The sequence below is a fragment of the Legionella quateirensis genome (assembly GCF_001467955.1).
In the GTDB taxonomy this organism is placed as follows: domain Bacteria; phylum Pseudomonadota; class Gammaproteobacteria; order Legionellales; family Legionellaceae; genus Legionella; species Legionella quateirensis.
The window spans coordinates 179,777-205,898 of record NZ_LNYR01000031.1 but is presented as its reverse complement, the minus strand read 5'-3'; the positions used below and the strand labels follow the sequence as shown (position 1 = coordinate 205,898).

The following is a 26,122-nucleotide window of genomic DNA, read 5'->3' as shown; positions in this document are numbered from 1 at the left end:
GGTTTTATATTAAAAAAACGAGCCTGCGCGAAAGGCAGGCCAGGGTCTTAGGGATGATGAGTATTGACCTAATTCAGGTTATTCTATTCATGCTGTTTCTAAAATACTCTTTACTCCACAAAATTCGGCTAAAGACTGAGTTTCTGGAGATATCCCTATCACTTCAAATATCTTGTTACTGTGTTTACACAGTTTTCTTGCTTCAATCAGCAATGCCAAGCCCGCGCTATCACAATGCGTCACATCGCTTAAATCAAGACAAAAGGTATTACTGGTATCATCCATTAACGCTTTAAACAGCTTTGCGCGTACAGACACCACTGATTTAAAAGTAAGTTCAGAACCGGGTTTAAAATTAATTTTATCCACAATTATGAAGCCTTTTTAACTTGTTTTTTCTGCATTTCCTTAATCACTTCATTAATGCTGGAATGTTGCAGTGCCTGGGCGAACTGAGATCGGAAACTCTGTAATAAACTAACCCCTTCAACACTTATATCATAGATTTTCCATTGTCCATTTTTTGCAACCAAACTGTAACTTAAGGGAATATTTTGTCCTTTTGAACGAACAATTACACTATTAACCCGGATAAACCGACTGTTCAAAGAACCACGTAAGGGTAAAAACTGGATGGTTTCATCAGAATATTGAGCCAGTGGGCTGGAGTAAGTTCTTATAACCAATCGGGTAAAAGCTTGAGAAAACTCAGTCCGTTCAGCTGGAGATGCCTTATTCCATGCTTGACGGCCTAAAACTGATCGGGACATACCTGCTACATCTACATTAGGTAACAAATAGGTTTCTACTGCTTTGTAAATAATGGAAGGATTACTCTTCAGACTAGACTTGTTTTCCTTGAGAGTAGAAATAATATCATTAGCAGCGCGTTCAAGCATAGGTACAGGAGATGTCTGTGCCGCCATCATTTGAGATAAGGACATACAAGCAACTAATAAAATGGTTTTCAATACTCTCATGGTTCACCTATTTCTTAATATTAAATAATAATTGGCCTATAAGATTCTCAAGAATGATCGCTTCCTGAGTTTTAGCAATCACATCCCCTTCCCGCAAATAAGGATGATTATTACTTTCCTCATCTTCAAAACCGGGAACAATACTAATATAATTGGAACCAAGCAAGCCTTCGGTCAAAATTCGTGCAGAGGAATCTTCGTAGGGTATCTTTTTATCACTTCTTAAAGTCATTGTAACCCTGGCGTTGAGTTCACCTGGTTGTAACTCAATTCGACTCACTTCACCAATTCGAACACCAGCAACAGTAACAGGAGCTCTTACCTTTAAACCACCAATATCAGTAAAATCCGCAGTTACCTGATAGCCTTTACGAGAGATGAAATCATTAAAACTGCTGACTTTCATTGCCATTACCAATAATGCCAATAGGCCAAGCAACATAAATATTCCTACACTTATGTCTACATAACGTTGCTTTTTCATTTACCAATCTCCAATCATCATTGCAGTCAACAAAAAATCGAGCCCTAAAACAGCAAGCGATGAATATACTACTGTCTTAGTCGTCGCCTGACTAATGCCCTCCGCTGTTGGCACACACTCAAACCCCTGGAATACCGCTATCCAGGTCACAACAAAAGCAAAAACAAAACTTTTAATAATGCCACTAAATATATCAATACGAAAATTAACAGCCGCCTGCATATTAGACCAGAAACTGCCGTCATCAACACCTAACCAATGTACCCCAATAAAATACCCGCCATAAATAGCTACAGCAGAAAAAATCAATGCAAGGACAGGTAAAGCAATAAACCCAGCCATAAAACGCGGATAAATCACTCTGCCTAATGGATCAACACCCATCATATCCATACTGGATAATTGCTCTGTTGCTTTCATCAGGCCAATTTCAGCAGTCAGTGCTGATCCCGCCCTTCCGGCAAACAACAAGGCACTGATAACCGGTCCTAACTCTCTTGCAATACTTAAGGCCAGTAATTGTCCCAGCTGACTTGCTGCGCCAAATTTTTGCAATGTATTATAACCTTGCAATCCAACAACCATGCCAATAAATAAAGCCGATACAATGATAATCAAACAGGACAATACACCAACGAAATACAGTTGATGGCGCAACAAAGGCCATAACTTAGGTATATTAGGCCTTCTGAACAACATGGTAAATAAGAATAAACCTGAATTACCGATATTTTGTAATACCTGTATACCCCGATTACCAAGACGCGCGATAGTATCAAGCATCTAATAACTCCTCTGTATAAGGTCTGGCCGGGTAATGAAAAGGCACTACTCCATCTGCTTCACCGTGCATAAACTGTTTTACCTGTGGTTCAGCGGATTGAATTAATTCAGCAGGAGTTCCCTGGCCAATAATTTTTCCACCTGAAATCAAATAAATATAATCTGCGATCGAACAGGTTTCTTCAACATCATGAGACACAATAATGGTTGTGGTATGTAACAACTGATTCAGCCGTTTTATTAAACGCACTAAAACCCCCATTGAAATTGGATCCTGTCCCGTAAATGGTTCATCATACATCATAAGCTCAGGGTCAAGCGCTATGGTTCTCGCCAATGCCACTCGCCTTGCCATTCCACCAGATAACTGGGCTGGCATCAGTTCCGCTGCGCCACGTAAACCTACAGCTTCAAGCTTCATTAATACTATATCACGCAACATGGAAGAATTTAATTGGGTATGTTCTCTCAATGGGAATGCCACATTGTCAAATACGGAGAGATGAGTAAACAGCGCGCTGCTTTGAAACAGCAGCCCCATATTACGCCTCGCTTCATATAAAGCTTTGCGGGAAAGCTGATGTATGTTTTGTCCGTGGACGTACACGTCACCATTATCAGGTGTCAATTGGGCACCTATCAACCTTAGTAATGTGGTTTTCCCTGAACCGCTAGGCCCCATAATAGCAGTGATTTTCCCCTGTTTCACTACCATATCAATGCCATCAAAAATGTAGCGGTTATCCCGTGTAAAGGTCAGATTTTTTATTTCAACCCAATTTTCAGGCATGCTCTCATTTCCAATTTTAGTATGAATTTAGAAGTATATACTGGTTATAAAAAAAATGTGGTTTTTAATTGCGTTTGAATTAAAAAAAAGTTCATTTATAAAAAAAAATAGGGATACATCATTCAAAAGCATTGTGTTAGAATGAAAAATACACAAAAAAAAATACAAATTGCCTATGAATTTTTGTACACTTGGACTAGCAGTTATTGAAACTGAAGCACAAGCTGTCTTCGAATTAACTCAGCGAATTGATGCTCGATTTGAAAAAGCCTGTGAGTTATTACTTGCCTGTAAAGGGCGTATCGTAGTAACCGGGATGGGCAAATCCGGGCATATAGCCAATAAATTGGCCGCTACTTTCTCCAGTACCGGCAGCCCCGCTTTTTTTATGCATCCCGGAGAAGCAAGTCATGGTGATCTGGGCATGATCACTCGTCAGGATACCGTTGTAGCAATTTCTCATTCCGGTAATACCGTAGAAATTGTAACCATCCTGCCCTTATTAAAACGTCTTGAAGTACCGTTGATAACTCTAACCGGCAATGTTGATTCTACCTTGGCTAAATCAGCTGATGTCAATCTGGATGTCAGCATCAAACAAGAAGCATGTCCATTGGGTCTTGCTCCGACAACAAGTACTACCGTTTCCCTGGTTATGGGAGATGCATTAGCCATAGCCCTTCTTCAGGCACGCGGGTTTAGTGCCGAAGACTTTGCCTTGTCGCATCCAGGTGGTGCATTGGGTAAAAAACTGTTACTCCGAATTGATGATTTATGTCATAAAGGTGATCAGCTCCCTCTGACAAATGAGAAGGCAACTATTAGTGAAGCCTTGATTGAAGTAACCGACAAAAAGCTGGGCATGACCTGCGTTGTAGACAATCAAGGGTATCTGGTCGGTGTTTATACTGATGGTGATGTTCGAAGAACCTTAACCCGTCAATACGATATTAATACTACTCAGCTTAAAGAAGTAATGACCCGCAACTGCAGAACCATCCATATGGGAATGCTGGCAGCTGAAGCTTTGGCGATTATGCAAAAATTCAGTATCACTTCATTAGTAGTAGTGGATGATATGAACAGACCTCATGCTGTGCTCCATTTACATGATTTATTAAGAGCCGGTGTTTTTTAATTTAGAGAATAAAATGAACGAATTATTTGAAAAAGCAAAAAAAATTCAATGCCTTATTTGTGATGTCGATGGAGTCCTTAGCGATGGGCTGCTGCACATAGACAATCATGGCAATGAATTAAAATCATTTCATGTCCAGGACGGGATGGGTTTAAAACTTCTTATGGCAATTGGCATAGAAGTTGCAGTGATTACTACCGCTCGAAATGCAGTTGTAGACCACAGAATGAAACAATTAGGAATTACTCATTATTTCAAGGGGCAAGTTGACAAACGCGATGCTTACCAACAACTTAAAAAAACCCTGGGTCTACACGATGAACAATTCGCATATATTGGCGATGATTTACCCGACTTACCACTAATTCAGCAAGTAGGATTGGGAGTAGCAGTTGGAAATGCCGTACCCCAGGTTAAAGAATTTGCTGATTGGCAAACCCAACAAACAGGTGGTCGTGGAGCAGTAAGGGAACTGTGCGACTTAATTTTGAACGCACAAGATAAAATGGAATTAGCACTTGAAGGTTATCTAAAACAATGAATGCCATCAAACAAGTAATGTGGTTGTTTTTAACACTGGCACTTTTGACCTGCTCAAGTTGGTATCTGAGCAACTCCAAGAAACATATCAGTTTGGATAATGATGTTTTATCGACTACTATTGATACCACAATCACTCAACTCACGGTCAGTCAATTTAATAATGAAGGGATACTTATTAATTTATTAACCACTCCGCTAATGGAACATATTCCAAAAGATGACATTCACCTGCTTAAGACACCACATATTATTATCAATCAGGAAGATCAACCTGCATGGGAAATTAATTCACTGCGAGCTAAATCCTATGATGGTGGTAAACGCATTAAGTTTATAGAACAGGTTGTTGTTCATCAAAATCCTGGTGATAAAACTCAGGAAAGCACCTTGAAAACAGAAGAAGTAACCTATTATCCTAAAGAAAAAAAAGCAACTACAGATTTGTTCGTAACTTTTGAACAACCAGGAAATATCATTCAGTCAACTGGAATGAATGCTTACCTTGATGAAAAACGCGTCGAATTGCTCCACCAAGCCAGAGGTAGCTATGAGCCAGCCAAAGGTTAACTTCAGTTTATTTTTAATTCTGATGCTGAACCTGATGGTTGGATATGCCCTGCCCACGGACAAAGAACAGATAATGCATGTAGTATCTGACTCTGCTGATTTAAATCAAAAAAACCATAAAGGAATTTATACGGGGAATGTTGAATTCATCCAGGGTACAACCAACTTAAACGCTGCAAAGGCGATAACTAATGGTGATGCCAAAAATCAGTTAACCCTGGCCATAGCCAGTGGTGAAAACGGCAAACAAGCCCATTACTGGACAGAAACCGGGCCAGACAAACCGCCCTTCCATGCCTATGCCGATACTATAAAATATTATCCATTAAAACATCTGATTGAGTTAATTGGTAACGCACGTATAGAACAAGGAACCAATTCATTATCTGCGGCTAAAATTAGCTATGATACCCTGGAGCAGCATGTTGTATCTGAAAGCGACGGGAAAACCAGAACAACAATCATTATCTATCCAGAAAAGAAACCGACATGAGTCTATTAGAAGCCAAAGAGTTAAAAAAATCATTTAAATCCAGAACTGTTGTTAATGGCATTAGCATTAATATCAAAAAAGGCGAATGTGTTGGATTACTTGGGCCTAATGGAGCAGGTAAAACCACCTGTTTTTATATGATAGTTGGCCTGCAATCCTGTGATGAAGGTCAAATAATTCTTAATGGTAAAGACATTACACATTCAGCAATGCACCAAAGAGCTCGATTAGGCATCAGCTATCTGCCACAGGAAGCTTCGGTATTCCGTAAACTGACCGTTGCCGAAAACATCATGGCAATATTGCAACTCAGAACTGATTTAGACGATCAGGCTCGCGAAGAAAAGCTGGATCTGCTTCTTCAGGAATTCCATATTACCCATATTGAAAAAAGTTTAGGGATGTCCTTATCTGGCGGAGAAAGAAGACGAGTTGAAATCGCCAGAGCTTTGGCCATTGAACCTTCCTTTATTTTACTTGATGAACCTTTTGCCGGTGTTGATCCTATTTCGGTCATAGACATTAAAAAAATTATTCAGCATTTATGCGATCATGGTATTGGCGTATTAATTACTGATCATAATGTCCGGGAAACACTGGATATTTGTGAACGAGCCTATATTGTAAGCCAGGGCAAAATTTTATGTGAAGGCGCTCCGGAAGTCATTCTAGCGAATAAACAAGTAAGGGCTGTATACCTCGGCGAGGATTTTGCTTTATAGGATCCGAATGCTATTACTGATTGATAACTACGACTCATTTACTTATAACCTGGTACAATATTTTCAATGTTTGAACCAGGAAGTTACGGTTCATCCTCATGATCAAATTACTATAAGCGATTTAAGAGAGCTTGCGCCTGAATTTCTTGTCATCTCACCCGGCCCAAAATCGCCAGATGAGGCAGGTATTTCATTAGAAGCAATCAAAGCATTACATCAAGAAATTCCCATATTAGGTGTTTGTCTTGGCCATCAGTGCCTGGCTCAGGCTTTTGGGGGAACGATTATCCCTGCTCCTGAAATCATGCATGGCAAAACCTCAGAAATCCACCATAACAACCAAGGACTCTTCAAGAACATTCCCAATAACTTCAAAGCCACAAGATACCACTCTCTGGCAGTCGAAGAATCCAGTTTACCAGACTGTTTTTCTATAGATGCCTGGACGGATAATACAATTATGGCAATTTCACATCGTCAATATCCTCTTTTTGGTCTACAATTTCATCCGGAAGCAATTTTAAGCCAATACGGTTTGCAATTATTAGAGAATTTTTTAAGTTATGAAACCCAATCAGCTATTTGAACAACTAATCGCGAAGAAGGATCTGAGTCCTTCTCAAATGTATGAAGTAATTAATGACTGTATGACGGGTCAATTGAATGATTCGCAAATCGCTACCTTTTTGGCGCTCATGAGAATGAAGGGTGAAACAGCCAATGAACTGACCGCCGCCGCAGAGGTAATGCGGAAATTAGCTCATCCTATTGAACTGGGAGCGGATCTGATTGATATCGTTGGCACTGGTGGTGACGGTAAAAATACGTTTAACGTATCCACTGCATGCAGTTTTGTAGTAGCTGGAGCAGGAATTCAAGTTGCTAAACACGGGAATCGCTCCGTATCAAGCCGTAGTGGTAGTGCCGATTTATTGGAACAGGCGGGATTTATTCTGAATCTTACTGACGACCAGATGCATACTTGCATCAAACAATGTGGTTTGGCTTTTCTGTTTGCCCCCCATTATCACCCGGCCATGCAGCATGCACGATCAGCGCGTCAACAATTAGGAATTAGAACTCTGTTTAATTTACTGGGTCCATTGGTCAATCCGGCGCAAGTTAAAAAACAGGTTGTTGGAGTTTACCCTGGTACCTGGTTAAAACCTGTATCTACTGTACTGGCTAATTTAGGCTGTAAACGATCACTGGTGATCAGCTCGCATGATGGACTGGATGAAATCAGTATTGCTTCACCTACTGATGTTATCGAGTACCGTAATGGCGCTTATAAAGAATGGTTAATCAATCCTGAGCATTATGGTATAAAACACAGATCGCTGGATGCAATTATTGTAGATTCACCCCAGCAAAGTCTTGAATTGATTACATCCGTATTTTCCGGGGTATCGGGGCCAGCGCGTGACATGGTTCTGCTTAATTCTGCAGCAGCAATTTATTGTGCCAAAGATGATTTATCATTTGACCTTGCTCTTGAACAGGCTAAAACGTCAATAGACAGTGGTAAAGCGGCTCAATGTTTCACCAATCTTCGTACCCTAACTCAAAATTTAAATAAAGAATCACACCATGAATAGTATTTTACAACGCATTGCTCAACATAAGCTGGAAGAAGTTGCACACTCAAAAAAAAATAAGCCCCTGAGTTCCCTTTCCAAAGAACACTCTATTGAGAGAAGAGATTTTGTGGCAGCACTTCACGGCCAGTCCCCTGCAATCATTGCAGAAATTAAGAAGGCTTCTCCAAGTAAAGGACTCATTAGAGAAGACTTTGATGTCGGGGAAATTGCTACTATTTATGCAAAAAATGGCGCAAAATGTCTTTCTGTTCTGACCGATAAAAATTTTTTTCAAGGTCACCCTGATTATTTAGCGCTAGCAAAATCACAATGCAATCTACCCGTTTTACGAAAGGATTTTATTATCGATCCGTATCAAATCCATGAGAGTCTGGCTTTGGGCGCTGATTGCATACTTCTTATTGTTGCGATGCTGGATGACCTACAGTTAACCGACTTTTGTCAGCTAGCCCAGGAACTTAACCTGTCTGTACTGGTTGAAAGTCATACTAGAGAAGAACTGGAACGAGCCATAAAATTACCTACCCCACTAATAGGCATAAACAACCGCAGTTTGCATACTTTTAAGACCGACATGCAATTAAGCATTCAGTTAAAACAGTATGTACCCGTAGATAAAATGATTATTACAGAAAGCGGAATCAATACACGTGACGACATTAAATTAATGCAGTCTCATGGAATTAATACATTTCTTATCGGGGAAAGCCTCATGCGCTCTAAAAATATTGGTGAAGCACTCAAGGGATTAATGGGCGATCCCTGTTAAATTATTCTTCATATCCTGGTTCAGGAGTTTGAATGGGTTCAGGTTCAGGCAATTCAGGGTAACCAGGTTCAAATGGCTCTGGAGTTATTGGATATTCCATCGGCTCCTCGGGATACTCATATGGGTCATCTGGTATTTCGCTGTTTCTCAAAGTAACACCTTTCAGTTGTCATTTTAATTAATTATAGCAAAGGCAATTTCACGTAGTGCTGGTAATTCAAATTATTTCTAGCGAATTATAAAATCAGGACTTACAAAAATGCGCTAACGTCTCTAGAAATTAAGGAATACCGTCATCCTGAACGCAGTGCTGAGGTATTCCCTCATAATTCTAGAGAAGATAATTATCTACCATTCAGTATAAACTGTCGTCTTTACGAACGAAGTGAAGTAATCCAGAATACAGTTCCAATAAGGCTCCGTTCTGGATTGCTTCGCGTTGCTCGCAAAGACGGGTAATAATTGACCCTTGATACTTAAATTATTACATGTTCGGTGTTATAAATTATGAAAGGATACCTCAGAATGCAGTGGAGGATCACCAAATACAGGCACCGCACCACATTCAGGAGATCCCTCATTGCATTCGGGATGACGATTTTCGGAATTATTAAGAAATGACACAATGAGACTCAAGATTGATGATAGTTTGGTATCAGAATAAATTGTGATACCCTGCTGAAATTGAGAGTGAACGACTGAATCTTCAACACACTCTATTCGTTTATGAAGTACAATCAAATAAATATCAGAATACTGGGGAACTAAAATGAAGGTTGCTGTAATTACTGGTGCTGCAAGCGGCATAGGACTAGCTCTAAGCCAGATATGCCTACAACGTGGTATCAAGGTAGTCATGGTGGATAAGGACGGTTCCAGACTAATTAAAGAGGCCAACGCGCTGATTGCATTATTTCCTGGTTCAGTACTCAATAAAACTTGCGATATCACAAAACCTGATGAAATTGAGCAACTGATGCACTATGTTGATACCCATTGTGGAAGAATAGACTGGCTTTTTAATAATGCAGGAATCATTGGAACTTTGGCTCCCGTCTGGGAGTTACAGCCAGAACAATTGAGCCAGGTCATGGATGTCAATTTATATGGGATGATTCATGTAATCCGAGTTTTTATGCCTTATTTATTCAACCAACAATTCCATTCCCATATTATAAATATGGGAAGTATGTATGGGCTGTGCTCCGGTTCACAAATTGCAGCATATTCCATGTCAAAACATGCTGTTCTGGCATTATCTGAATCACTGTTTTATGATCTTAAACGACTGGAAAAACCTGTTGATGTTTCAGTCGTCTTCCCTTCATTTACTGATACCTCATTACTATCCAATAATTCTGCTGAATCCCATTCTGCATTTCACGAATCTTTAAATTCACTGTTAGCACATTCACGCCCTGCATCAGATGTTGCGTTGCATATTATTCAAGAAGTGGAACTCAAAAGATTTTATATATTGCCTGATAAGGAAGTTAAAGGTTATTGTGAGGAACGAACAAACGCTATTCTCCGGCAGGAAAACCCTTATATTAATAATATTGAAAAACTAATGAATTCTCTTATCAAGCGTAAACGCATTTTAGTTTAAGCGATATTTTTTAAATTATAATCAACAGGATAAAAAGTCTAAGTACCGAGCTTTATGCCTGAGAAATCCTAAATTTTATATTTAATCCTTGCGAAAACGGGGATCCCTGCAAAAATGTGTCATTCTTAGAGCATAACCCTGCGTAATCTCCTCATAATTTATAACGCAAGGAATGTTATTTAACTCTTGATGGACCTATTAATACCCCGTCTTTGCGAGCAACGCGAAGTAATCCACTACAGAGCTTCATTGGATATAGGTTCTGGATTGCTTCACTTCGTTCGCAAAGACGAACGTTTGTATTAAATAGTAGATAATTATCCTCGATAGAACAATGAGCAGATTACTCAGAGAATGTATTCAATTAACTCTTGATGGTCTTATTAATACCTCGTCTTTGCGAGCAACGCGAAGCAATCCACTACGGAGCTTCATTGGAACTGTGTTCTGGATTGCTTCACTTCGTTCGCAAAGACGAACGTTTATACTGAATAATAGATAATTATCCTCGATAGAATAAGGGGATTACTCAGGGAGTAGCCTGTATTACGACTTCGTCAATTACAGGCTCCGGCTTGATTGCTCTTCCAGGAGAGCAATCAAAAATTAAATTTTAAACCAAATCGTTTTTTACCCAGCATTTCTAATAATTCACGCCGAAACATGTGATAGTCAACTTCCAGTGCATGACGCCTGTTGGATTTGAAGCGATAATGCGGTTTATTAATTTCTTTCTCAATTTTTTTATGCAACTGCTCTGGTCGCTTTAAACTTCCAGTAATAATGCGTGCGACAATTTTCGATTGATAATCAGCTAAAGGCCAAATACAACCTTGTGGTTGACAAAGACCAATAAAATACAAATTATCAAAATCCGGATGCATCATCTTTCGATAAAGGGGGATTTTGGTGGAATTACTAAAATCCAGACACTCTTTATCAAAAAAAGGAAAACTGATTTGATAACCTGTTGCAAAAATGACTGTATCAAACTCATCCTTGCTGCCATCTGTAAAATGCACTTCATTTCCTTCGAAGTGGGATATTCCTGGACGAGGTATTATTTTTCCATGACGAATAAAATAAAGTAGTTCCGAGTTGATTGTGGGATGAATTTCTAAAGGGCCGCAATCGGGTTGCATTAATTTGTATTTACCGTAGCGTCCCTGTAGGCCTCTGACTACCAAACTGATAAATTTCTGTCGTAACCAGGACGGCATCCACTGAATTTTAGCTACAGCTACATCAGTAGGTTTACCAAAAATAAATTTGGGAAAAATATGATATCCACGGCGCATGCTAATGCAGGTTTGGGGTGACACTCGAGAAATTTCTACTGCCACATCACAGGCCGAGTTTCCGCCACCGACAACTAACACTCGCTTATCTTTAAAAATTGATGCTTTTTTATACTGATGGGAATGAAGCACCTCACCGGAAAATTCCCCCGGATATTGGGGCATAGTGGGATCCCAATGATGGCCATTTGCTATTAACAAAAAGTCATAGCACTCTTCATGAGTACCTTGTGAATCCTCATAAAGTACATTCCATTTCTGATCATCAGTACGTGTAACTTTTAAAACCGTGGTATTAAAACGAACATACTTGTTCAGATCAAAATGTTGAGCATAGCTCTTAAAATAATTTAATAACTGCGCATGAGATGGATAGTCAGAATATTCTGCGGGCATAGGAAAGTCTTCAAACTCGGACCATCTCTTTGAACTGATAATATGAGTAGTTTCATAAACGCTTGAATGATTATTGTTCTCATCATAAACCCAATTGCCGCCGATTTGATTGTTTTTTTCAAAAGCTGTGATACTGGTTAAACCTTGTTCCTGTAAATTTTTAATTGCTGCAATTCCACTTGGGCCAGCTCCAATAACACAGATACGAGGAGATAAACAGTTTTTATGCGCCCTTACTATTTCCATCAATTAACACCTTTTCAACTTTATCTAATATCATCGCCTGTACGACTTTATCTTTATCAATAGTAAAGTGGTTTACATTAACCTCTTTTAATGAATCTACATTAACGTTTTCAATATGAGTTGCTTCTGGATTTACTGCCCTTAACTTTAAACCACTGAACATAGGAACATAACCTGGTTTATAAACATTAAGCACCTGTTTAACGTTTGGAGGTACTATGGTTTGAGATACGGCATCAACCGTAACTAACAGTGCTACAGGTACACCTGCATCATTTAGATTACGCGCTACCTTTATCTGCTCATTGGCGCCCAATGAATGGCCAATTAAAATAATTGGTCTGTGTTCTTTTTGTCTGTAATACCGATCGATGATGTTTCGGCTTACTTCTCCTGCGTTATACCACATAGTACTTCGAGATGATATGTGGTATTTATCTGCTACAGTATCTCTTAATTGATTCATTCCCTTACTAAAAATACCTAATCCACCGCGCATGGTATGCACTTCACCTTTTTTAACAGGTGTTGTGTTCACATTGGGCGTATTTTTATTCACTGTACTGGTATTATGTGTCGCTTTTTTTCTATAAGCACTTCGGGAACCGGATAAATCGACGCATCCAGTTAAAATAACACTCGTTAACAACAATAAGAACGGTATAAAGAAATATGTTTGCTGTTTGCGAAAATAGTTCATATTATTTTTATTGTGATTTATCGAAAGTTTATCATAACGTATTCTTGATTTATTTTACAGAGGCTTAGCCCGTCAAATGTTCAGGAACTCTATCAATACACCTTCAGTGCATGTACTGTTATGTACAATCCCTTAATCTAATAAAGCAATTGAATCCAGATAACGCCCCTGACCCCAGGAAACATGAACCAGTTCCAATGCATGCCATTGGGCTTCCTGTTCTACCTGTGTTGCAACGACCTGAATGTCCAGGGTTTTAGCCATTTCGTTAAAATAGTGAATGAAAAACTGCTTGCTTTCGTTTTCATCAATATCCTGCACCAGGCTTCCATGTAATTTTACATAATCAACATGTAGATCACTTAAATAATGCAGAGGAGAAAAATGAATTCCAACGCGATCCACGCCTATCTTTACTCCCAATTTTTGAGCCTGTTTAGCAAATACCTTCACCTGAGAAAATGAATCCAGTACCTTATTCTCGCTTATTTCTAATGATAGATTTTTTAATATCTCTGGAGGTGTATTTTTTAATTGTTTTAAATAAGCTTCTCTATGCTCTTTATTCACCAGAGTATCTTCGGATATATTCAGTGCAAAACACTCAGTGGAAGCAATTTTTTTGTCAGTCAATTCTTTAAGAACATACAAATCAATAAGAAAAGCCAATCCCATTTTCTCCGCTACTGGCATAAAATAACCGGCACCCAATTCCTCGTTATCCTGATCTTGAATTCTTACAAAGATCTCTTTATGTAAATAATCTTTGCCATTTGTAACCCCTTGAGCATACAAATGCATATTTTTTTTGTTCAAGAAATTAATCAGATCATCACGAGTAATTAACCGAGGATATTTAAACGTATCATGCTCTTTCTGGCAATAGAACACCTGTAGTTCACGGGCTTTTTTAACCGATAAATCAACCATGGATAATAAGTTGGACACACTTTGATGAGCAAAATATCCAGCTGCTCCCATATGGGATTCACAGGGTTTAATATCACTGATTATCTGTCTTAAACGACTCTCAAACTCCCTACATTGCTTATCAAAGACCTCAGGGTCTTGCTCGTGATTAATTACCGCAAATGTACTTCCGCTAATTCGTGCAATAGAACTGACAGAAGAGCACCCCCAGAATTCCTTGCAAATCCGCGCAACGACCATCACCAGATTATCACCTTGCTGATAGCCATGCTTTTGATTCAGTTCATCCAATCCATCAATAACGATCATTAAAACATAACCGGGAATGAACTCATCCTCATTATCTAAAATTGCAGATAATTGTTGTAAAAAATATCTTCGATTGCTTAATCCAGTCAACGGATCCTGATAAACCTGTACTCGTAATAATTCCGCTTGCTGTAATTGATCTTCAAATAATGATTTAATTTTTAGCACCATCTGATTCATCGCCAGTGTCACTTGCTTCAATTCAGGCGTTCGAGGTATGTGTTTTTCAATTGGAAATTCATGCTCTGATATCGCTAGAGCTTGTGAAGTAACTCTTTTTAAAGGTCTTAATAACAGCTGAATGAAGCCATAAGTTAATAGCAGGACGACTAAAGCAAAAATAATATAAGCCTTAACCATTTCTACTGCATTACGCCACAAAGAACTATAAACATTGCTAGGATCACTGATTACAGATACTACTCCTGCCTGCATCCATCCATTCATCACCAGCGACGATTTTTCAGTTAACGGCCATTGGATCAAATGTACAAACCATTGCGGAACTTCATTTTGTTGAGCCATCAGTTTTTTGGTAATAAGAACCTTACCTTTAATGTCTTTAACCCGAATAAATGAAAAGTAACCTCTATCAAAGACTGCTTGAACCATTGCGTTCATGGTTGGCAGATCATGACTTAATAAAGATTGAGATAAGGACAATCCTAAGGAGGTCGCCGTATCCTGTGCATTACTTTCAATTTGCTGGATAAAAAAGTTACGGGCATTATTCATTGTAATAAAATAAGTGCCAATAAAAACGAGCAGTAACATCATTAAAGCACCCAAAGCCATTTTCTTGATCAGTGTCATGGTCTTTCACCTTTTATTGCATACGCTTCATTAATTCTTCCCATTTGCCCAAACCGTTGGAATGTCCCATAAAAGAACCTTGACCACGCTGTTTAGCAAGCCATAAACCTTCTCCATTAAAACTGTATATTGGTTTGAGATCAGTGCGTTTGGACGCCCGCATTATCTCAGGTTCCAAACTGTCTAAAATAAGGGGCTCAGCTTCGGGAGATGGATAATAAGATAAAACCATATGTGCCTGATTTAATTTTAGTGATGTAACGTAAGTAATTCTCAATCGTTCTGTTGGCACACCTAAGGTGATCAAAGTAAAATACTTAATTATCGCATAATCCTCACAATCTCCTCCGCCATCGATAATAAATTCCTCAGGAGATTTCCAATAATCCTCAATACCTTCAGATTGCAAATCAGATTCATACCTGAATTGATTAAAAAAAGAATTTACTTTCTCTAATTTTATGTCGATGGATTCATGTTCAAGAGCTTTTATTAAATTACCCCAGGCTCGAAATCTTTTTTTAATATCACCTTGGGTTTTTTGCTCCATTTGTTGAATTTTTTCAATACTTATAGGAGTTGAAGCATAAAGACCGGAATGAAATGAATAAAAAAAAGCCAGGCACATCAACAGAAGTGTGCCTGGAATTCCATTATGCTTTTGGGGGCCGATTTTTGAATGTAACAAGTACCCCTTGTACATGAGCCAGTTCCTTTAATCGTTCCATTCCATTACCTGCATGCCCACGATATTCATAAGGTCCTACAAGCACTGACAAGTGATTATCACACTTGGTTACGAACGCTGAAAAACCAAGTCCAATCAGACGATTTGCCAGTGCAACAGCATTACTTTTCACATTGAAAACACCCGCTGAAACATACCACAACTTCGGTGTTACCTGCTGAGGAGTAGTTGTATTCTTATCGATTATCGCCTTGTTAATCGGAGTGGTTTCCATATTTTTAACAGGCTCAGCCAAAAGCATGGGATGATCCGTATCATTAGGATAAGGTATTTCATCCATTTTTTTATTTAACAATATATGCGTTTGAGCTGAGCTAAATACATCATTATTTACCACATTAACAGGCAATCTTAATTTTAAATAATACAATAATCTACCCATTCCATTCAGAATTCTAAAGCGTGACAGCATCTCGTCGTTTTGACCCCGAGCCAGCTCAATCTCTGCTTGATAATATTCATTCTGAGAATCCAGCAGGTCGAGCAGAGTTCTTTTTCCTACCTTAAACTCATCCTGATAAGCAGTACGTGTTTTGCGTGAAGCAACGACGTGCGTTTTTAAAGGTCTTAATCTGAGTGCTGCAGATGTATACGCATTCCAGGACAACCTGATTGCTTCTTTCAATTGTAGCAAACTACGATTTTTTATTTCATATGCTTCCTGCACCTGATAAGCAGTCTGACGCACATTAGCCTCATCTGCTCCACCGCGGAACGCATTATAATTCATTCGAATTGCAGCAAGATCTGAATTATTGGGTCCAACCAAACCGCTAAGATTCCTGTTTTTGGAAGCACTCAATACCAAATCCACTTTGGGATAATATGCTGCTCTTGCTACTTGATATTGAGCTTTAGCCTGCTTGATGTCTGCATAACTGGATTTAATTGTAGGATGGTTATCCAAACCTTTTTCAAGTGCCTTAGTCAAGGTACTTGGTAATTCCTTATTAGTTGGTATATGGGGCCACGTCAAATGTTCAGGCCATTTTCCTACCAGTTTCGCATAGTTAATACGCACTTCCTGAAGATTGGCCTGCGCACTGATTTTATTGGATTCAGCCAGTGCAAGTCTTGCTACTGCCTGATCTACTTCAGCTTCACGCGAAATTCCTGCATCCGCTCGCTCTTTAATCATTTTAAAAACAGCTCTATGAGCTTGCAGGTTACTTATAGAATAAGTATATAAACGCTCATTCAATAACACTTCCAGATAAACCTTAGTGATATCCAGTGCCAAATCTTCAGCAACACCCTGGGTTTTCCAACGTTGACCTTGAGTTAAATATTGATTTCGTTTGACTTCATTAACTATCCCGCCGCCAGCAAACAAATTCTGCTTAAACTCCACTGCAGATTCTGTACGATCTAATATCGCAACATTGGTATCATCAATGGCAGTGGTGGTCGGATTTAAACTTCGCTCACGCCCAAAGCCACCTGTTACATCTATTGTAGGATAATAGGCACCTTTAGCTTTATCTATCCCTTGTTTGGCAGACAATCCCTTTGCTGTATTTGACAACACATCCGGATTTGAAATCATGCCATGTTGAACAGCATCATATAATGTATCAGCAGCCGCATAGGATGAACCAAGAACAGCAACCAATATTATCGCATGTCTCATGCCACGTCCTCATCCCTATTAAAAGAAAAAAATTATAGAATATTCCGATCCTACTAAGTTAATTCATGTGACAGCATGCTTCAATAGATTTTGAATTCTTTTTTTATCTGATAGTATAAGCAAATGATTGATTTGCAGGATATTTTTTCATTATGGTTGCTCTTTTCTCAGTAGTGTCGGTCAGTCAACTGAACAGACAAGTAAAAAGCTATCTCGAAAATGAATTGGGGGTTGTTCATGTTGAAGGTGAAATTTCAAATTTGAGCAAACCCTCATCCGGACATTTTTATTTCACTTTAAAAGACAGCTCAGCACAAATTCGATGTGTTTTTTTTAAAAACAGGCATTTTGGTTCTGCAGCTGGACAACTTGGTGATGGGAAGCAAATCGTGGCTAGTGGAACATTAAGCCTTTACGAAGCTCGGGGAGACTATCAGCTCATAGTCGATCAAATAACGGATGCAGGTCTTGGAGAACTCTATCAACGATTTGAAGAACTGAAAAATAAACTTGCAGCCGAAGGATTATTTAATCCATCCAGGAAAAAAAAGATACCCGAGATACCAAATACTATTGGAATTATCACTTCAGCGAGTGGCGCTGCTCTTCGTGATATTTTATCTACTCTGGCACGACGTTTTCCCTTGGCAAATATCATCATTTATCCAAGTGAAGTCCAAGGCGCAACAGCACCGCAACAACTGATTAAAGCCTTGCAATTTGCTAATGCAAACCCTCGATGCGATGTACTGATACTGGCTCGCGGTGGAGGGAGCATAGAGGATTTATGGGCATTCAATAACGAACAGCTGGCACGTGAAATCGCCGTCAGTACCATTCCCATAGTATCGGGTGTAGGGCATGAAACCGATTTTACCATTGCAGATTTCGTAGCTGATCTCAGAGCCGAAACACCAACAGCCGCCGCGATTGCCGTTACCCCAAACTGTATTGAGCTCATTAATCGTATTAATCATGCAATAACCCGCTTACAAACGACAATATCGAGATTCATACAGAATCATCAGTTGAAAGTCAGCCACTTGTTAGACAAAATCTCATCGCCACGGCAAACCATCATTTCGTATTGGCAAACAATAGACTATATGGAACGTCAATTGGTAGCAAACCAGACTCAATTGATTAACCGAAAGCAACACGATGTGAGTCGCTGTTTATTTTTGTTGCATGCAAACAATCCGAAAACGCAAATAGAACAAACCCAGATCCGCATCAATCAGATCGTTTCTCAGCTTGTTCATCATATCAAAAATAAAGTCATTCAACTGAGACATCAGTTGGCAAATAATTTGTCAACTTTGCACGCGGTAAGCCCCTTGGCTACACTAGAAAGAGGATATGCAATAGCCACGATAGACGAAAAAGTTATTTTTACTACACAACAAGTACATATTGGAGATGCCATAGAGGTACGTTTGGCAAAAGGTAATCTAGCATGTGAAGTAACTTACATTAAGGACTAAACACGATCATGAACAAACTTATTCTTTGCACCGCCCTATTCATATGGAGTTTGTCTACCGGAATTTTTGCTATGGCTCTACCCGAGAATCATGCGGTCAATGGTGGATTAACCATAATTCCCATAGACATTAAAAAACAACCCGAAGCCTATTATCATGGGAACAAAATACCGGTCGTTCCCAGTGTTATACCGAATCAGTGGTTGCTTATTGTAGCCATACCATTGAATACTAATGAACCAATTCAATATCTGGACATTACAAAACCCGTAAAAACAACCATCCCATTTCAAGTCAGCGATAAATTTTACACTACACAATTTTTAAATATTAAAGATATTAGCAAGGTAGATCCACAACCTCAAGATTTGCTTCGTATCCAAAATGAGACCCAAAAATTAGCCCAGATCTATGCAAACTACTCCAATGCCAATCCATTCAAACAACAATTTACAGCCCCGCTACGTGGACCTATAAGCAGTTTGTTTGGTTTGAAAAGAGTTTATAACCAACAACCCAGAGATCCTCATTCAGGACTGGATATTGCGACACCTGAAGGTGAACCTATTCATGCAGTAAACGATGGTATTGTGGTAGAAACAGGAGACTATTTTTTTACTGGAAATACAGTGATTATTGACCATGGTATGGGAGTATTTTCGCTTTATGCGCATTTGAGCAAAATCCTTGTAAAAACTGGTGAAACAATAAAACAGGGGCAAGAACTTGGCCTTGTGGGAATGACCGGAAGAGTTACAGGACCTCATCTGCATTGGTCCATGATAGTCAATCAAACGCTGGTTGAACCCTTACTTTTTGTGCCCGTTCGCAATATTGCAATCACTCCGCCAGTTCAACCCAAAAAATCGGTTAAAAACACCGAATCGCCCAGGGTAAAATCATGATCAATGAACTCAGGAGCAGCCTTGATTTAATTATCCTTCAAACGCAGAATAATTCCAGAACCCTAGGAATTATTTTGCTTATTCCATGGTCATTGTTTTTTATCAGTCATTTTATTACGAAACGAATCCTGCTGCTGGGTATTATTCCAAGACACCTTCGTGGACTCCCTGGAATTATTTGTGCTCCGTTGCTTCATGCAAACTTTAATCATATATTTTTCAACTCAATTCCTTTGCTGGTATTAAGTAATTTTATTCTAATTAATGGCCTCTACTATTATCTGGTAGTGACCTTATTCATTACTGTACTCAGCGGCCTGGCAATCTGGTGTTTCGCAAAACCTGGTTTGCATATTGGCGCCAGTGCTTTAATAACGGGTTATTGGGGATTTCTAATTTGTAATATTTATCAACAAGGCACATTAACCACAGTCATTCTGGGTTTTGTGAGTCTGTATTATTTTGCCGGTATCTTTTTTGGAATATTTCCAAGAGAAAAGGGAGTATCCTGGGAAGGTCACTTATTCGGATTACTTGCTGGTTTGGCAACCAGTTACTTGCTTACACACTATGCAAATCAAATCCTTTAATGTAATAAAGTGCTCCAATAGGACTCATTTCTACCGTTTAACTAATGACCATTCAGGATTTGATAGGTAACCTCTAATATTCTTTCTTAGTCTGTGCTATTCTAAAATTAATAAATCTTGAGAGACACAAAATGCCATCACTTAAAACTCTATTAATATCAAGTATGTTAAGCATGGTTTTCTCTCCAGCATTCGCTGGTGGATGTTGTAGTAAAATGGGAGGGATTAACTACTGTGATTCATCTGCTGGCCGTTTAGTCTGTAATAATGGTTTTTACTCAACCTGTTATTGTACTCGCCATGCAGTGATGGATTTACAACTTCTAAAAGGCTGTTGCTTATGGCAAGGCGGCGTTTCTCCGGATTATACCGCTTCTGGCCTGGTCGTCTGCAATGACGGCTCAATATCAGAAGAATGTACCTTGCAAAATCCGCAAAAAAGCGTCGCTACCTGGTAATTGATTGATTTATTAAAATCATCATGATCACAAGTTAGACATCATGCGACTCTTCAGTTAGTATAATGTTATGAAAAATTGTTCCATTACTTAATAGATGGAATATGAGTGAATCACGTTGTTATGAGCGCAGAATTTTATAAATTAATGTTGGTTACCCACCGACAGGATGTTCCCATACCCCAATACCTGAATTTTATAAAACAATGCATCTCATCAGGGGTCACATCCGTCCAATTAAGAGAAAAAAATACCAATGAATCATTAAAATTGGAATTTGCTCTTGAGCTAAAACACCTACTAGGTACTTATCAAATTCCCCTGATTATCAATGATGATATTCATCTTGCTCTGCAGGTTAATGCTGAGGGTGTACATCTTGGGCAATCAGATGCTTGTCCCTTGTATGCCCGAAATCAATTGGGCACTCAAAAATTCATAGGGCTCTCAATTGAGTCTGAGTCTGATTTAACTCAAGCCAATACTTCAGAATTAACTTATGTTGCCGCAAGCGCCGTTTTTCCAAGCCAAAATAAAAATAACCTGAAAAAAATCTGGGGCATAGAGGGACTTAGCCGCTTGTGCAACCAATCCAGTCACCCCGTGATCGGCATTGGTGGAATTGACCAGGATAATTTAAACAAGGTATTACAGTCTGGTGCTCAGGGGGTAGCAGTAATAGGGGCCCTGCATCAGGCCAAAAATCCGGCTGCTATGGCATTAACGCTTCGAAAAATCATTGATCACAGGAGTTTTTAGAAGATGATTGATTATATAAAATCCTCGTTCTTACAAATCAGACAAAAAAAGCCATTAATACTGTGTTTGACCAATTACGTTACTATGGATTTTATGGCAAACAGCCTGCTTGCGCTTGGAGCAGCTCCTTTGATGTCAGAATCTGTTTCCGAATTAGAAGAATTAGTGAATATTAGTCAGGCTGTATACATTAATATAGGTACTTTAAACGATACCTTTATGGAAAGAGCTCTTTATGCAGCTGACAAGGCACATGCTCTTAAAAAACCAGTCATATGTGATCCAGTCGGTTCTGGAGCCAGTAAATTAAGAACAGCTGCCTCGCTAAAAATCCTGGGTTTTGCTGATATTATTAGAGGTAATGCCAGTGAAATCATTTCGTTATCCGGAATGAATGGACGGACCAAGGGAGTTGAAACCTCTCATCAAGTCGAGAGCGCAATGGACAGCGCAATAACCTTGGCTCATCAGCACAATAAAATCATTGTGATTAGTGGGCCAGAAGACTTTATAACCGATGGCACTCAAAAACAAGTACTTCCTTTTGGCTCAGATTTAATGCCCTTAATTACCGGTATGGGATGCACTATGACCGCAGTCCTTAGTGCATTCGCTGCCGTTAATCCCGATCACTTTCAGGCAAGCACCCATGGTACCGCCTATTTTAGCCTGTGCGGCCAACTGACGCATCAACATACTCAAACACCCGGCACGTTTAGGCAGGCATTTATTGATAATTTATATAATCCGGACTGGAATTTTTTTACTGATGCAATCAACCACTCAAGAGTAAATATCTGATGCGATATAAAGCCTTATCTATTGCAGGTTTTGATGGTTCTGGAGGAGCAGGAATACAGGCTGACCTTAAAACTTTTTCAGCTTTAGGCTGTTATGGGATGACGGTTCTTACCGCACTACCAGTACAGAATACCTGTGGCGTAAGAACCTGTTATGAAATCCCCTTACAAGCAATTGAAGATCAACTGAATGTCATTTTTGATGATATAAGACCCGATAGTATTAAAATCGGTATGTTGTTTAAAAGTGAGATTATCGAGCTGGTTGCTTCTTTTCTCAAAAAAAGAGCCGGTACTATTCCTATAGTTCTTGATCCAGTAACAGTCGCCAAAAGCGGCGATGCCTTATTGTTGCCCGAAGCAATAGATACATTAACTTCGTTACTCATGCCTCTTGCAACTTTAATTACTCCGAATATCCCTGAAGCCTTGTCTTTTACAGGCATCAATGCCGCTTCAGAAACCGAAATGATAACGGTCGCTCAGAAACTCCTTGAATTAGGTCCTAAACATGTCTTACTAAAAGGAGGTCATCTTCAGTCAAAAGAATCGAATGATCTATTGTATGGCGCTAACAAAACTGCAATCTGGTACAAAAATACGAGGATTGATTCCAAAAACACGCACGGAACGGGTTGCACTCTCTCTGCGGCAATTGCTGCGTGCCTTGCTCAAAATATGAAATTGGAAGAAGCCTGCGGCTTCGCAAAAAACTATTTAACACATGCCATTCAGGCGGCTAAAGATACATCTGTAGGTTTTGGTAATGGCCCGGTCCATCACTTTTATCACCTTTGGCCAAACCTCTCTATTAAATTGGGAACACCTTGATTCCATCATCAACAGAAGTCAGATTAGATTCTTTTACGCTCTTAATCATACGTTTTTCAATTAGCTCGCCAAAGCATAAAGCGCTCATTACTACTAATAAATAACCTGCTGTTGAATAGCATAAAATAGTATCCGAGAACGAACCGATACAAAATGAAATTAATATTCCTAAAATAATAGGTTTCGTTTCTGTCAATTGAAATGAAGTAATAAATAAACTGCCTAAAAAGATCATTAATAATATCAAACCAATTATTCCCTGCTCGGATAGAGTCATCCAATATTGACTATGAGGATCAGTCAATTCTTTTCCCCAACTAGGTACTGGATTATCTTGAGAGAAGCTGTATTTAAAACCACCCGTTCCAGTTCCAATAACAGGGTGTTTATCCCATAATGATTCAGCGTACCTATGGAACTGAATTCTGTATCCTAACGACGTATTTTGGTTGTTCTGTTTTAAAGCCTTAATATCCGAAATTAAATCATGCACTCTGCCATGCATAGTTGGACTTTCATGATAGACAATTGCTACCATGCTGCTGAACACAAGAACACCCACCAAGGCTTTTTTGATGCTTAGCTTTTGCATAATGAGAAAAGCCATTAAAATAAAATACACAATATAACCTGTCCTGCCTGTGTTGATAAAAAGTACTTGATAACTCATTAATACTACCAGGAATGCATACCCTGCCCTTGCCCAGCCTTTATATTTAAAAACATAAAGACCAGCTATATAAGCAGCAAAAGCCATCATAAAGCCAGTAATTATATGATTATAAAAAACTTCACCAGGATCTCCTGGAGTCAAAATATTCAGTGCTTTAAGTATTGAAATAATGCAGGTCAAAAACATGGCAGCCAAATAGCTGTTCAGAGTGAGATTTCTTGTTTTTGAATGTATAAAAGCAACGGCAAGCACTGGTAGATAAATTAATTTTGAATATTTACCTACAACCGTCAATTGCATGAAAAAAGGTGCAGGACTCCAAAGGCAGGCAATTACAGAAAATACCAATAAAGCTAAAGCAGCTCCGCCCCATAATGAGCTAAATGCATGATAAATGTATTGACTGTAATGCGGTGTAAGTAAAATTGCTCCAACAGCACAAGCAAAAAAAATCGATTTTAATGTAGGACTGATCGGAATAAAAAACATAAATAGGACAAATAATATTGGAGTTAACAATATACCCTTCCCTTCTAACAATGTTAGTCTCACAATTCGTCCTTATCTGTATTTGTTAAACTGGGTAATTGATTGATATTTCGGTCTTTGTATATTTGCTTTATTCCACGATAAAAAGTGCCTTGGGCGCTAAACACGGCAAATAAAAATCCAAGTTTACCGTCTAAAAAACCACGCTGTAATATAAAACAACGACCAAACATCCATCCTGTATTCATCAAAACCCAAATAAACCTCGTTTTTTTATTCGACTCAATTCGAATTTTGGCGCTATATGAGGAATATTTGTTAAGTTTATAAAGCAAATGACTGACATCTCTGTAAGAATGATGTTGTATGGCATTTTTTAATTTGCCAATTCGTGCAGACGAAGATACAACCACTTTTTCATGAACAATGTCATTACTGTAATTGGCATTAGCGCGTTTAAACAGTCGAATGTGCCTTTTTGGTGACGCAGAATATTTTAAAAGCTGGTTATAAAAAAACATTTGAATTGGAATACGGAATGCATCAGCAGAGTCAGAGGTAATCACTTTCATCATTTCTTCCTTCAACTCATTACTTACCGACTCATCCGCATCAAGGTTCAAAACCCAATCCCCGGTTGCCTTCGCCAATGCTCTTTGCTTTTGAATACCATATCCCTGCCAATCATCCGTCTGAAACACCATTTCAGTATATTCACGAGCAATAGCCACGGTATTATCAGTACTTCCTGAATCAACAACTATAATTTCGTCAGCAAAACGAACAGATTCCAGACATCTTCGGATGTTAGACTCTTCATTTTTAGTTATTATAATTACAGTGAGCATAGCCAATGGGATCAGCAGATAAAAGAACATTATATCCAGAATTAATCAGGATTGTAACTGGCATCACTTACGAAAACAGTTCAAGCTCCTCGTTAAAAGGAATTTTCGAAACTTATCAATAACCTCGACAATTTAGTCATCCTGCACGTAGTAAAGAATTTCCAAATACAGGCACCACACCACATTCAGGAGATCCCTCATTGCATTCGGGATGACAATGAAATTTCGTCATCCTGAACGCAGTGAAGGATCTCCCAATACAAGCACCCTACCACGTTCAGGAGATCCCTCATTGCATTCGGGATGACGATGAAATTTCGTCATCCTGAACGTAGTGAAGGAGCTCCCATTACAGGCACCGTACCACGTTCAGGAGATCCCTCATCGAATTCGGGATTACGATGAAATTTCGTCATCCTGAACGTAGTGAAGGATCTCCCAATGCAGGCACCACACCACATTCAGGAGATCCCTCATTGCATTCGGGATGACGATTAAATTTCGTCATCCTGAACGTAGTGAAGGATCTCCCATTACAGGCACCGTACCACGTTCAGGAGATCCCTCATCGAATTCGGGATTACGATTAAATTTCGTCATCCTGAGCGTAGTGAAGGATCTCCCATTACAGGCACCGCACCACGTTCAGGAGATCCCTCATTGCATTCGGGATGACGTTGAAATTTCGTCATCCTGAACGTAGTGAAGGATCTCCCATTACAGGCACCGTACCACG

The 26,122-nt window shown here is 39.1% G+C and carries 28 protein-coding genes; 16 read left to right on the top strand and 12 right to left on the bottom strand.

What is annotated here, in order from left to right; genetic code table 11:
* Positions 1 to 87: 87 nt before the first annotated feature.
* Genes Lqua_RS10570 through Lqua_RS10550 form a run of 5 tightly spaced genes read right to left on the bottom strand, consistent with a single transcriptional unit; the run spans position 88 to position 3,037 of the window.
* On the bottom strand, positions 88 to 369 hold the full coding sequence (locus tag Lqua_RS10570) for an STAS domain-containing protein (RefSeq protein WP_058474242.1): 282 nt from the start codon (positions 367 to 369) through the stop codon (positions 88 to 90).
* 2 nt (positions 370 to 371) lie between these two features.
* Entirely contained in the window at positions 372 to 980 is a 609-nt protein-coding gene (locus Lqua_RS10565; RefSeq protein WP_058474241.1) for an MlaC/ttg2D family ABC transporter substrate-binding protein, read from the bottom strand.
* A 7-nt stretch (positions 981 to 987) separates the two neighbouring features.
* The gene (gene mlaD / locus Lqua_RS10560; RefSeq protein ID WP_058474240.1) at positions 988 to 1,464 is read right to left on the bottom strand and encodes an outer membrane lipid asymmetry maintenance protein MlaD; all 477 of its coding nucleotides are present in this window, start codon (positions 1,462 to 1,464) and stop codon (positions 988 to 990) included.
* The gene (mlaE, locus tag Lqua_RS10555; RefSeq protein ID WP_058474239.1) at positions 1,465 to 2,247 is read right to left on the bottom strand and encodes a lipid asymmetry maintenance ABC transporter permease subunit MlaE; all 783 of its coding nucleotides are present in this window, start codon (positions 2,245 to 2,247) and stop codon (positions 1,465 to 1,467) included.
* Positions 2,240 to 3,037: an ATP-binding cassette domain-containing protein gene (locus Lqua_RS10550; RefSeq protein WP_058474238.1), complete on the bottom strand. Its 798-nt coding sequence runs from the start codon at positions 3,035 to 3,037 to the stop codon at positions 2,240 to 2,242. The genes mlaE and Lqua_RS10550 overlap by 8 nt, the downstream gene beginning before the upstream one ends.
* A 175-nt stretch (positions 3,038 to 3,212) precedes the next feature.
* Between Lqua_RS10550 and Lqua_RS10545 the strand changes: the two genes are divergently transcribed.
* The 9 genes from Lqua_RS10545 (at position 3,213) to Lqua_RS10500 (ending at position 10,479) form a co-directional block, all read left to right on the top strand.
* Positions 3,213 to 4,175: a KpsF/GutQ family sugar-phosphate isomerase gene (locus tag Lqua_RS10545; RefSeq protein WP_058474237.1), complete on the top strand. Its 963-nt coding sequence runs from the start codon at positions 3,213 to 3,215 to the stop codon at positions 4,173 to 4,175.
* A 13-nt stretch (positions 4,176 to 4,188) separates the two neighbouring features.
* Positions 4,189 to 4,716, top strand: a complete 528-nt coding sequence (gene kdsC / locus Lqua_RS10540; protein ID WP_058474403.1) for a 3-deoxy-manno-octulosonate-8-phosphatase KdsC — start codon at positions 4,189 to 4,191, stop codon at positions 4,714 to 4,716.
* On the top strand, positions 4,713 to 5,285 hold the full coding sequence (gene lptC / locus Lqua_RS10535; RefSeq protein WP_058474236.1) for an LPS export ABC transporter periplasmic protein LptC: 573 nt from the start codon (positions 4,713 to 4,715) through the stop codon (positions 5,283 to 5,285). Before kdsC ends, lptC begins: the two co-directional genes overlap by 4 nt.
* Complete coding sequence (gene lptA, locus Lqua_RS10530; protein WP_058474235.1) at positions 5,266 to 5,778, top strand: lipopolysaccharide transport periplasmic protein LptA; 513 nt, start codon at positions 5,266 to 5,268, stop codon at positions 5,776 to 5,778. Before lptC ends, lptA begins: the two co-directional genes overlap by 20 nt.
* Complete coding sequence (gene lptB / locus Lqua_RS10525; protein ID WP_058474234.1) at positions 5,775 to 6,500, top strand: LPS export ABC transporter ATP-binding protein; 726 nt, start codon at positions 5,775 to 5,777, stop codon at positions 6,498 to 6,500. The genes lptA and lptB overlap by 4 nt, the downstream gene beginning before the upstream one ends.
* Before the next feature lie 7 nt (positions 6,501 to 6,507).
* Positions 6,508 to 7,086: an anthranilate synthase component II gene (locus tag Lqua_RS10520; RefSeq protein ID WP_058474233.1), complete on the top strand. Its 579-nt coding sequence runs from the start codon at positions 6,508 to 6,510 to the stop codon at positions 7,084 to 7,086.
* Positions 7,064 to 8,098 (top strand): anthranilate phosphoribosyltransferase, encoded by a 1,035-nt coding sequence (trpD, locus tag Lqua_RS10515; RefSeq protein ID WP_058474232.1) that lies wholly within the window; start codon positions 7,064 to 7,066, stop codon positions 8,096 to 8,098. The genes Lqua_RS10520 and trpD overlap by 23 nt, the downstream gene beginning before the upstream one ends.
* Complete coding sequence (gene trpC, locus Lqua_RS10510) at positions 8,091 to 8,870, top strand: indole-3-glycerol phosphate synthase TrpC (protein ID WP_058474231.1); 780 nt, start codon at positions 8,091 to 8,093, stop codon at positions 8,868 to 8,870. The genes trpD and trpC overlap by 8 nt, the downstream gene beginning before the upstream one ends.
* A gap of 769 nt (positions 8,871 to 9,639) precedes the next feature.
* Positions 9,640 to 10,479 carry an SDR family NAD(P)-dependent oxidoreductase gene (locus Lqua_RS10500; protein ID WP_058474229.1) on the top strand — a complete coding sequence of 280 codons (840 nt, stop codon included), beginning with the start codon at positions 9,640 to 9,642 and terminating at the stop codon, positions 10,477 to 10,479.
* A gap of 599 nt (positions 10,480 to 11,078) precedes the next feature.
* On the opposite strand, the gene Lqua_RS10495 is transcribed toward Lqua_RS10500, so the two are convergent.
* The 5 genes from Lqua_RS10495 to Lqua_RS10475 all read right to left on the bottom strand — a co-directional run bounded on the left by Lqua_RS10495 (position 11,079) and on the right by Lqua_RS10475 (position 17,549).
* Entirely contained in the window at positions 11,079 to 12,419 is a 1,341-nt protein-coding gene (locus tag Lqua_RS10495; protein ID WP_058474228.1) for a flavin-containing monooxygenase, read from the bottom strand.
* Positions 12,397 to 13,119: a hypothetical protein gene (locus tag Lqua_RS10490; RefSeq protein ID WP_058474227.1), complete on the bottom strand. Its 723-nt coding sequence runs from the start codon at positions 13,117 to 13,119 to the stop codon at positions 12,397 to 12,399. The genes Lqua_RS10495 and Lqua_RS10490 overlap by 23 nt, the downstream gene beginning before the upstream one ends.
* 132 nt (positions 13,120 to 13,251) lie before the next feature.
* Positions 13,252 to 15,171, bottom strand: coding sequence for a bifunctional diguanylate cyclase/phosphodiesterase (locus Lqua_RS10485; protein ID WP_058474226.1), 1,920 nt, complete (start codon positions 15,169 to 15,171; stop codon positions 13,252 to 13,254).
* Between the two features lie 13 nt (positions 15,172 to 15,184).
* The gene (locus tag Lqua_RS10480; RefSeq protein ID WP_083501309.1) at positions 15,185 to 15,874 is read right to left on the bottom strand and encodes a transglutaminase-like cysteine peptidase; all 690 of its coding nucleotides are present in this window, start codon (positions 15,872 to 15,874) and stop codon (positions 15,185 to 15,187) included.
* A complete protein-coding gene (locus Lqua_RS10475; RefSeq protein WP_058474225.1) occupies positions 15,825 to 17,549 on the bottom strand; it encodes a TolC family outer membrane protein in 1,725 nt (574 codons plus the stop codon). The genes Lqua_RS10480 and Lqua_RS10475 overlap by 50 nt, the downstream gene beginning before the upstream one ends.
* A gap of 152 nt (positions 17,550 to 17,701) precedes the next feature.
* Between Lqua_RS10475 and xseA the strand changes: the two genes are divergently transcribed.
* The 7 genes from xseA to thiD all read left to right on the top strand — a co-directional run bounded on the left by xseA (position 17,702) and on the right by thiD (position 23,376).
* The gene (xseA, locus tag Lqua_RS10470; protein ID WP_058474224.1) at positions 17,702 to 19,033 is read left to right on the top strand and encodes an exodeoxyribonuclease VII large subunit; all 1,332 of its coding nucleotides are present in this window, start codon (positions 17,702 to 17,704) and stop codon (positions 19,031 to 19,033) included.
* Positions 19,034 to 19,041: 8 nt separating this feature from the next.
* A complete protein-coding gene (locus Lqua_RS10465) occupies positions 19,042 to 19,938 on the top strand; it encodes a M23 family metallopeptidase (protein WP_058474223.1) in 897 nt (298 codons plus the stop codon).
* On the top strand, positions 19,935 to 20,528 hold the full coding sequence (locus Lqua_RS10460; RefSeq protein WP_058474222.1) for a rhomboid family intramembrane serine protease: 594 nt from the start codon (positions 19,935 to 19,937) through the stop codon (positions 20,526 to 20,528). The genes Lqua_RS10465 and Lqua_RS10460 overlap by 4 nt, the downstream gene beginning before the upstream one ends.
* Before the next feature lie 131 nt (positions 20,529 to 20,659).
* Positions 20,660 to 20,986: a hypothetical protein gene (locus tag Lqua_RS10455; protein ID WP_058474221.1), complete on the top strand. Its 327-nt coding sequence runs from the start codon at positions 20,660 to 20,662 to the stop codon at positions 20,984 to 20,986.
* A 108-nt stretch (positions 20,987 to 21,094) separates the two neighbouring features.
* Entirely contained in the window at positions 21,095 to 21,745 is a 651-nt protein-coding gene (thiE, locus tag Lqua_RS10450; RefSeq protein ID WP_115148760.1) for a thiamine phosphate synthase, read from the top strand.
* 3 nt (positions 21,746 to 21,748) lie between these two features.
* Entirely contained in the window at positions 21,749 to 22,546 is a 798-nt protein-coding gene (gene thiM, locus Lqua_RS10445; protein ID WP_058474219.1) for a hydroxyethylthiazole kinase, read from the top strand.
* Positions 22,546 to 23,376, top strand: coding sequence for a bifunctional hydroxymethylpyrimidine kinase/phosphomethylpyrimidine kinase (gene thiD / locus Lqua_RS10440; RefSeq protein ID WP_058474218.1), 831 nt, complete (start codon positions 22,546 to 22,548; stop codon positions 23,374 to 23,376). Before thiM ends, thiD begins: the two co-directional genes overlap by 1 nt.
* On the opposite strand, the gene Lqua_RS10435 is transcribed toward thiD, so the two are convergent.
* Both Lqua_RS10435 and Lqua_RS10430 read right to left on the bottom strand, forming a co-directional pair.
* Complete coding sequence (locus Lqua_RS10435) at positions 23,357 to 24,601, bottom strand: O-antigen ligase family protein (RefSeq protein ID WP_058474217.1); 1,245 nt, start codon at positions 24,599 to 24,601, stop codon at positions 23,357 to 23,359. The two genes, thiD and Lqua_RS10435, sit on opposite strands and share 20 nt — an antisense overlap.
* Positions 24,598 to 25,386 (bottom strand): glycosyltransferase family 2 protein, encoded by a 789-nt coding sequence (locus tag Lqua_RS10430; RefSeq protein WP_058474401.1) that lies wholly within the window; start codon positions 25,384 to 25,386, stop codon positions 24,598 to 24,600. The genes Lqua_RS10435 and Lqua_RS10430 overlap by 4 nt, the downstream gene beginning before the upstream one ends.
* Positions 25,387 to 26,122: the final 736 nt, after the last annotated feature.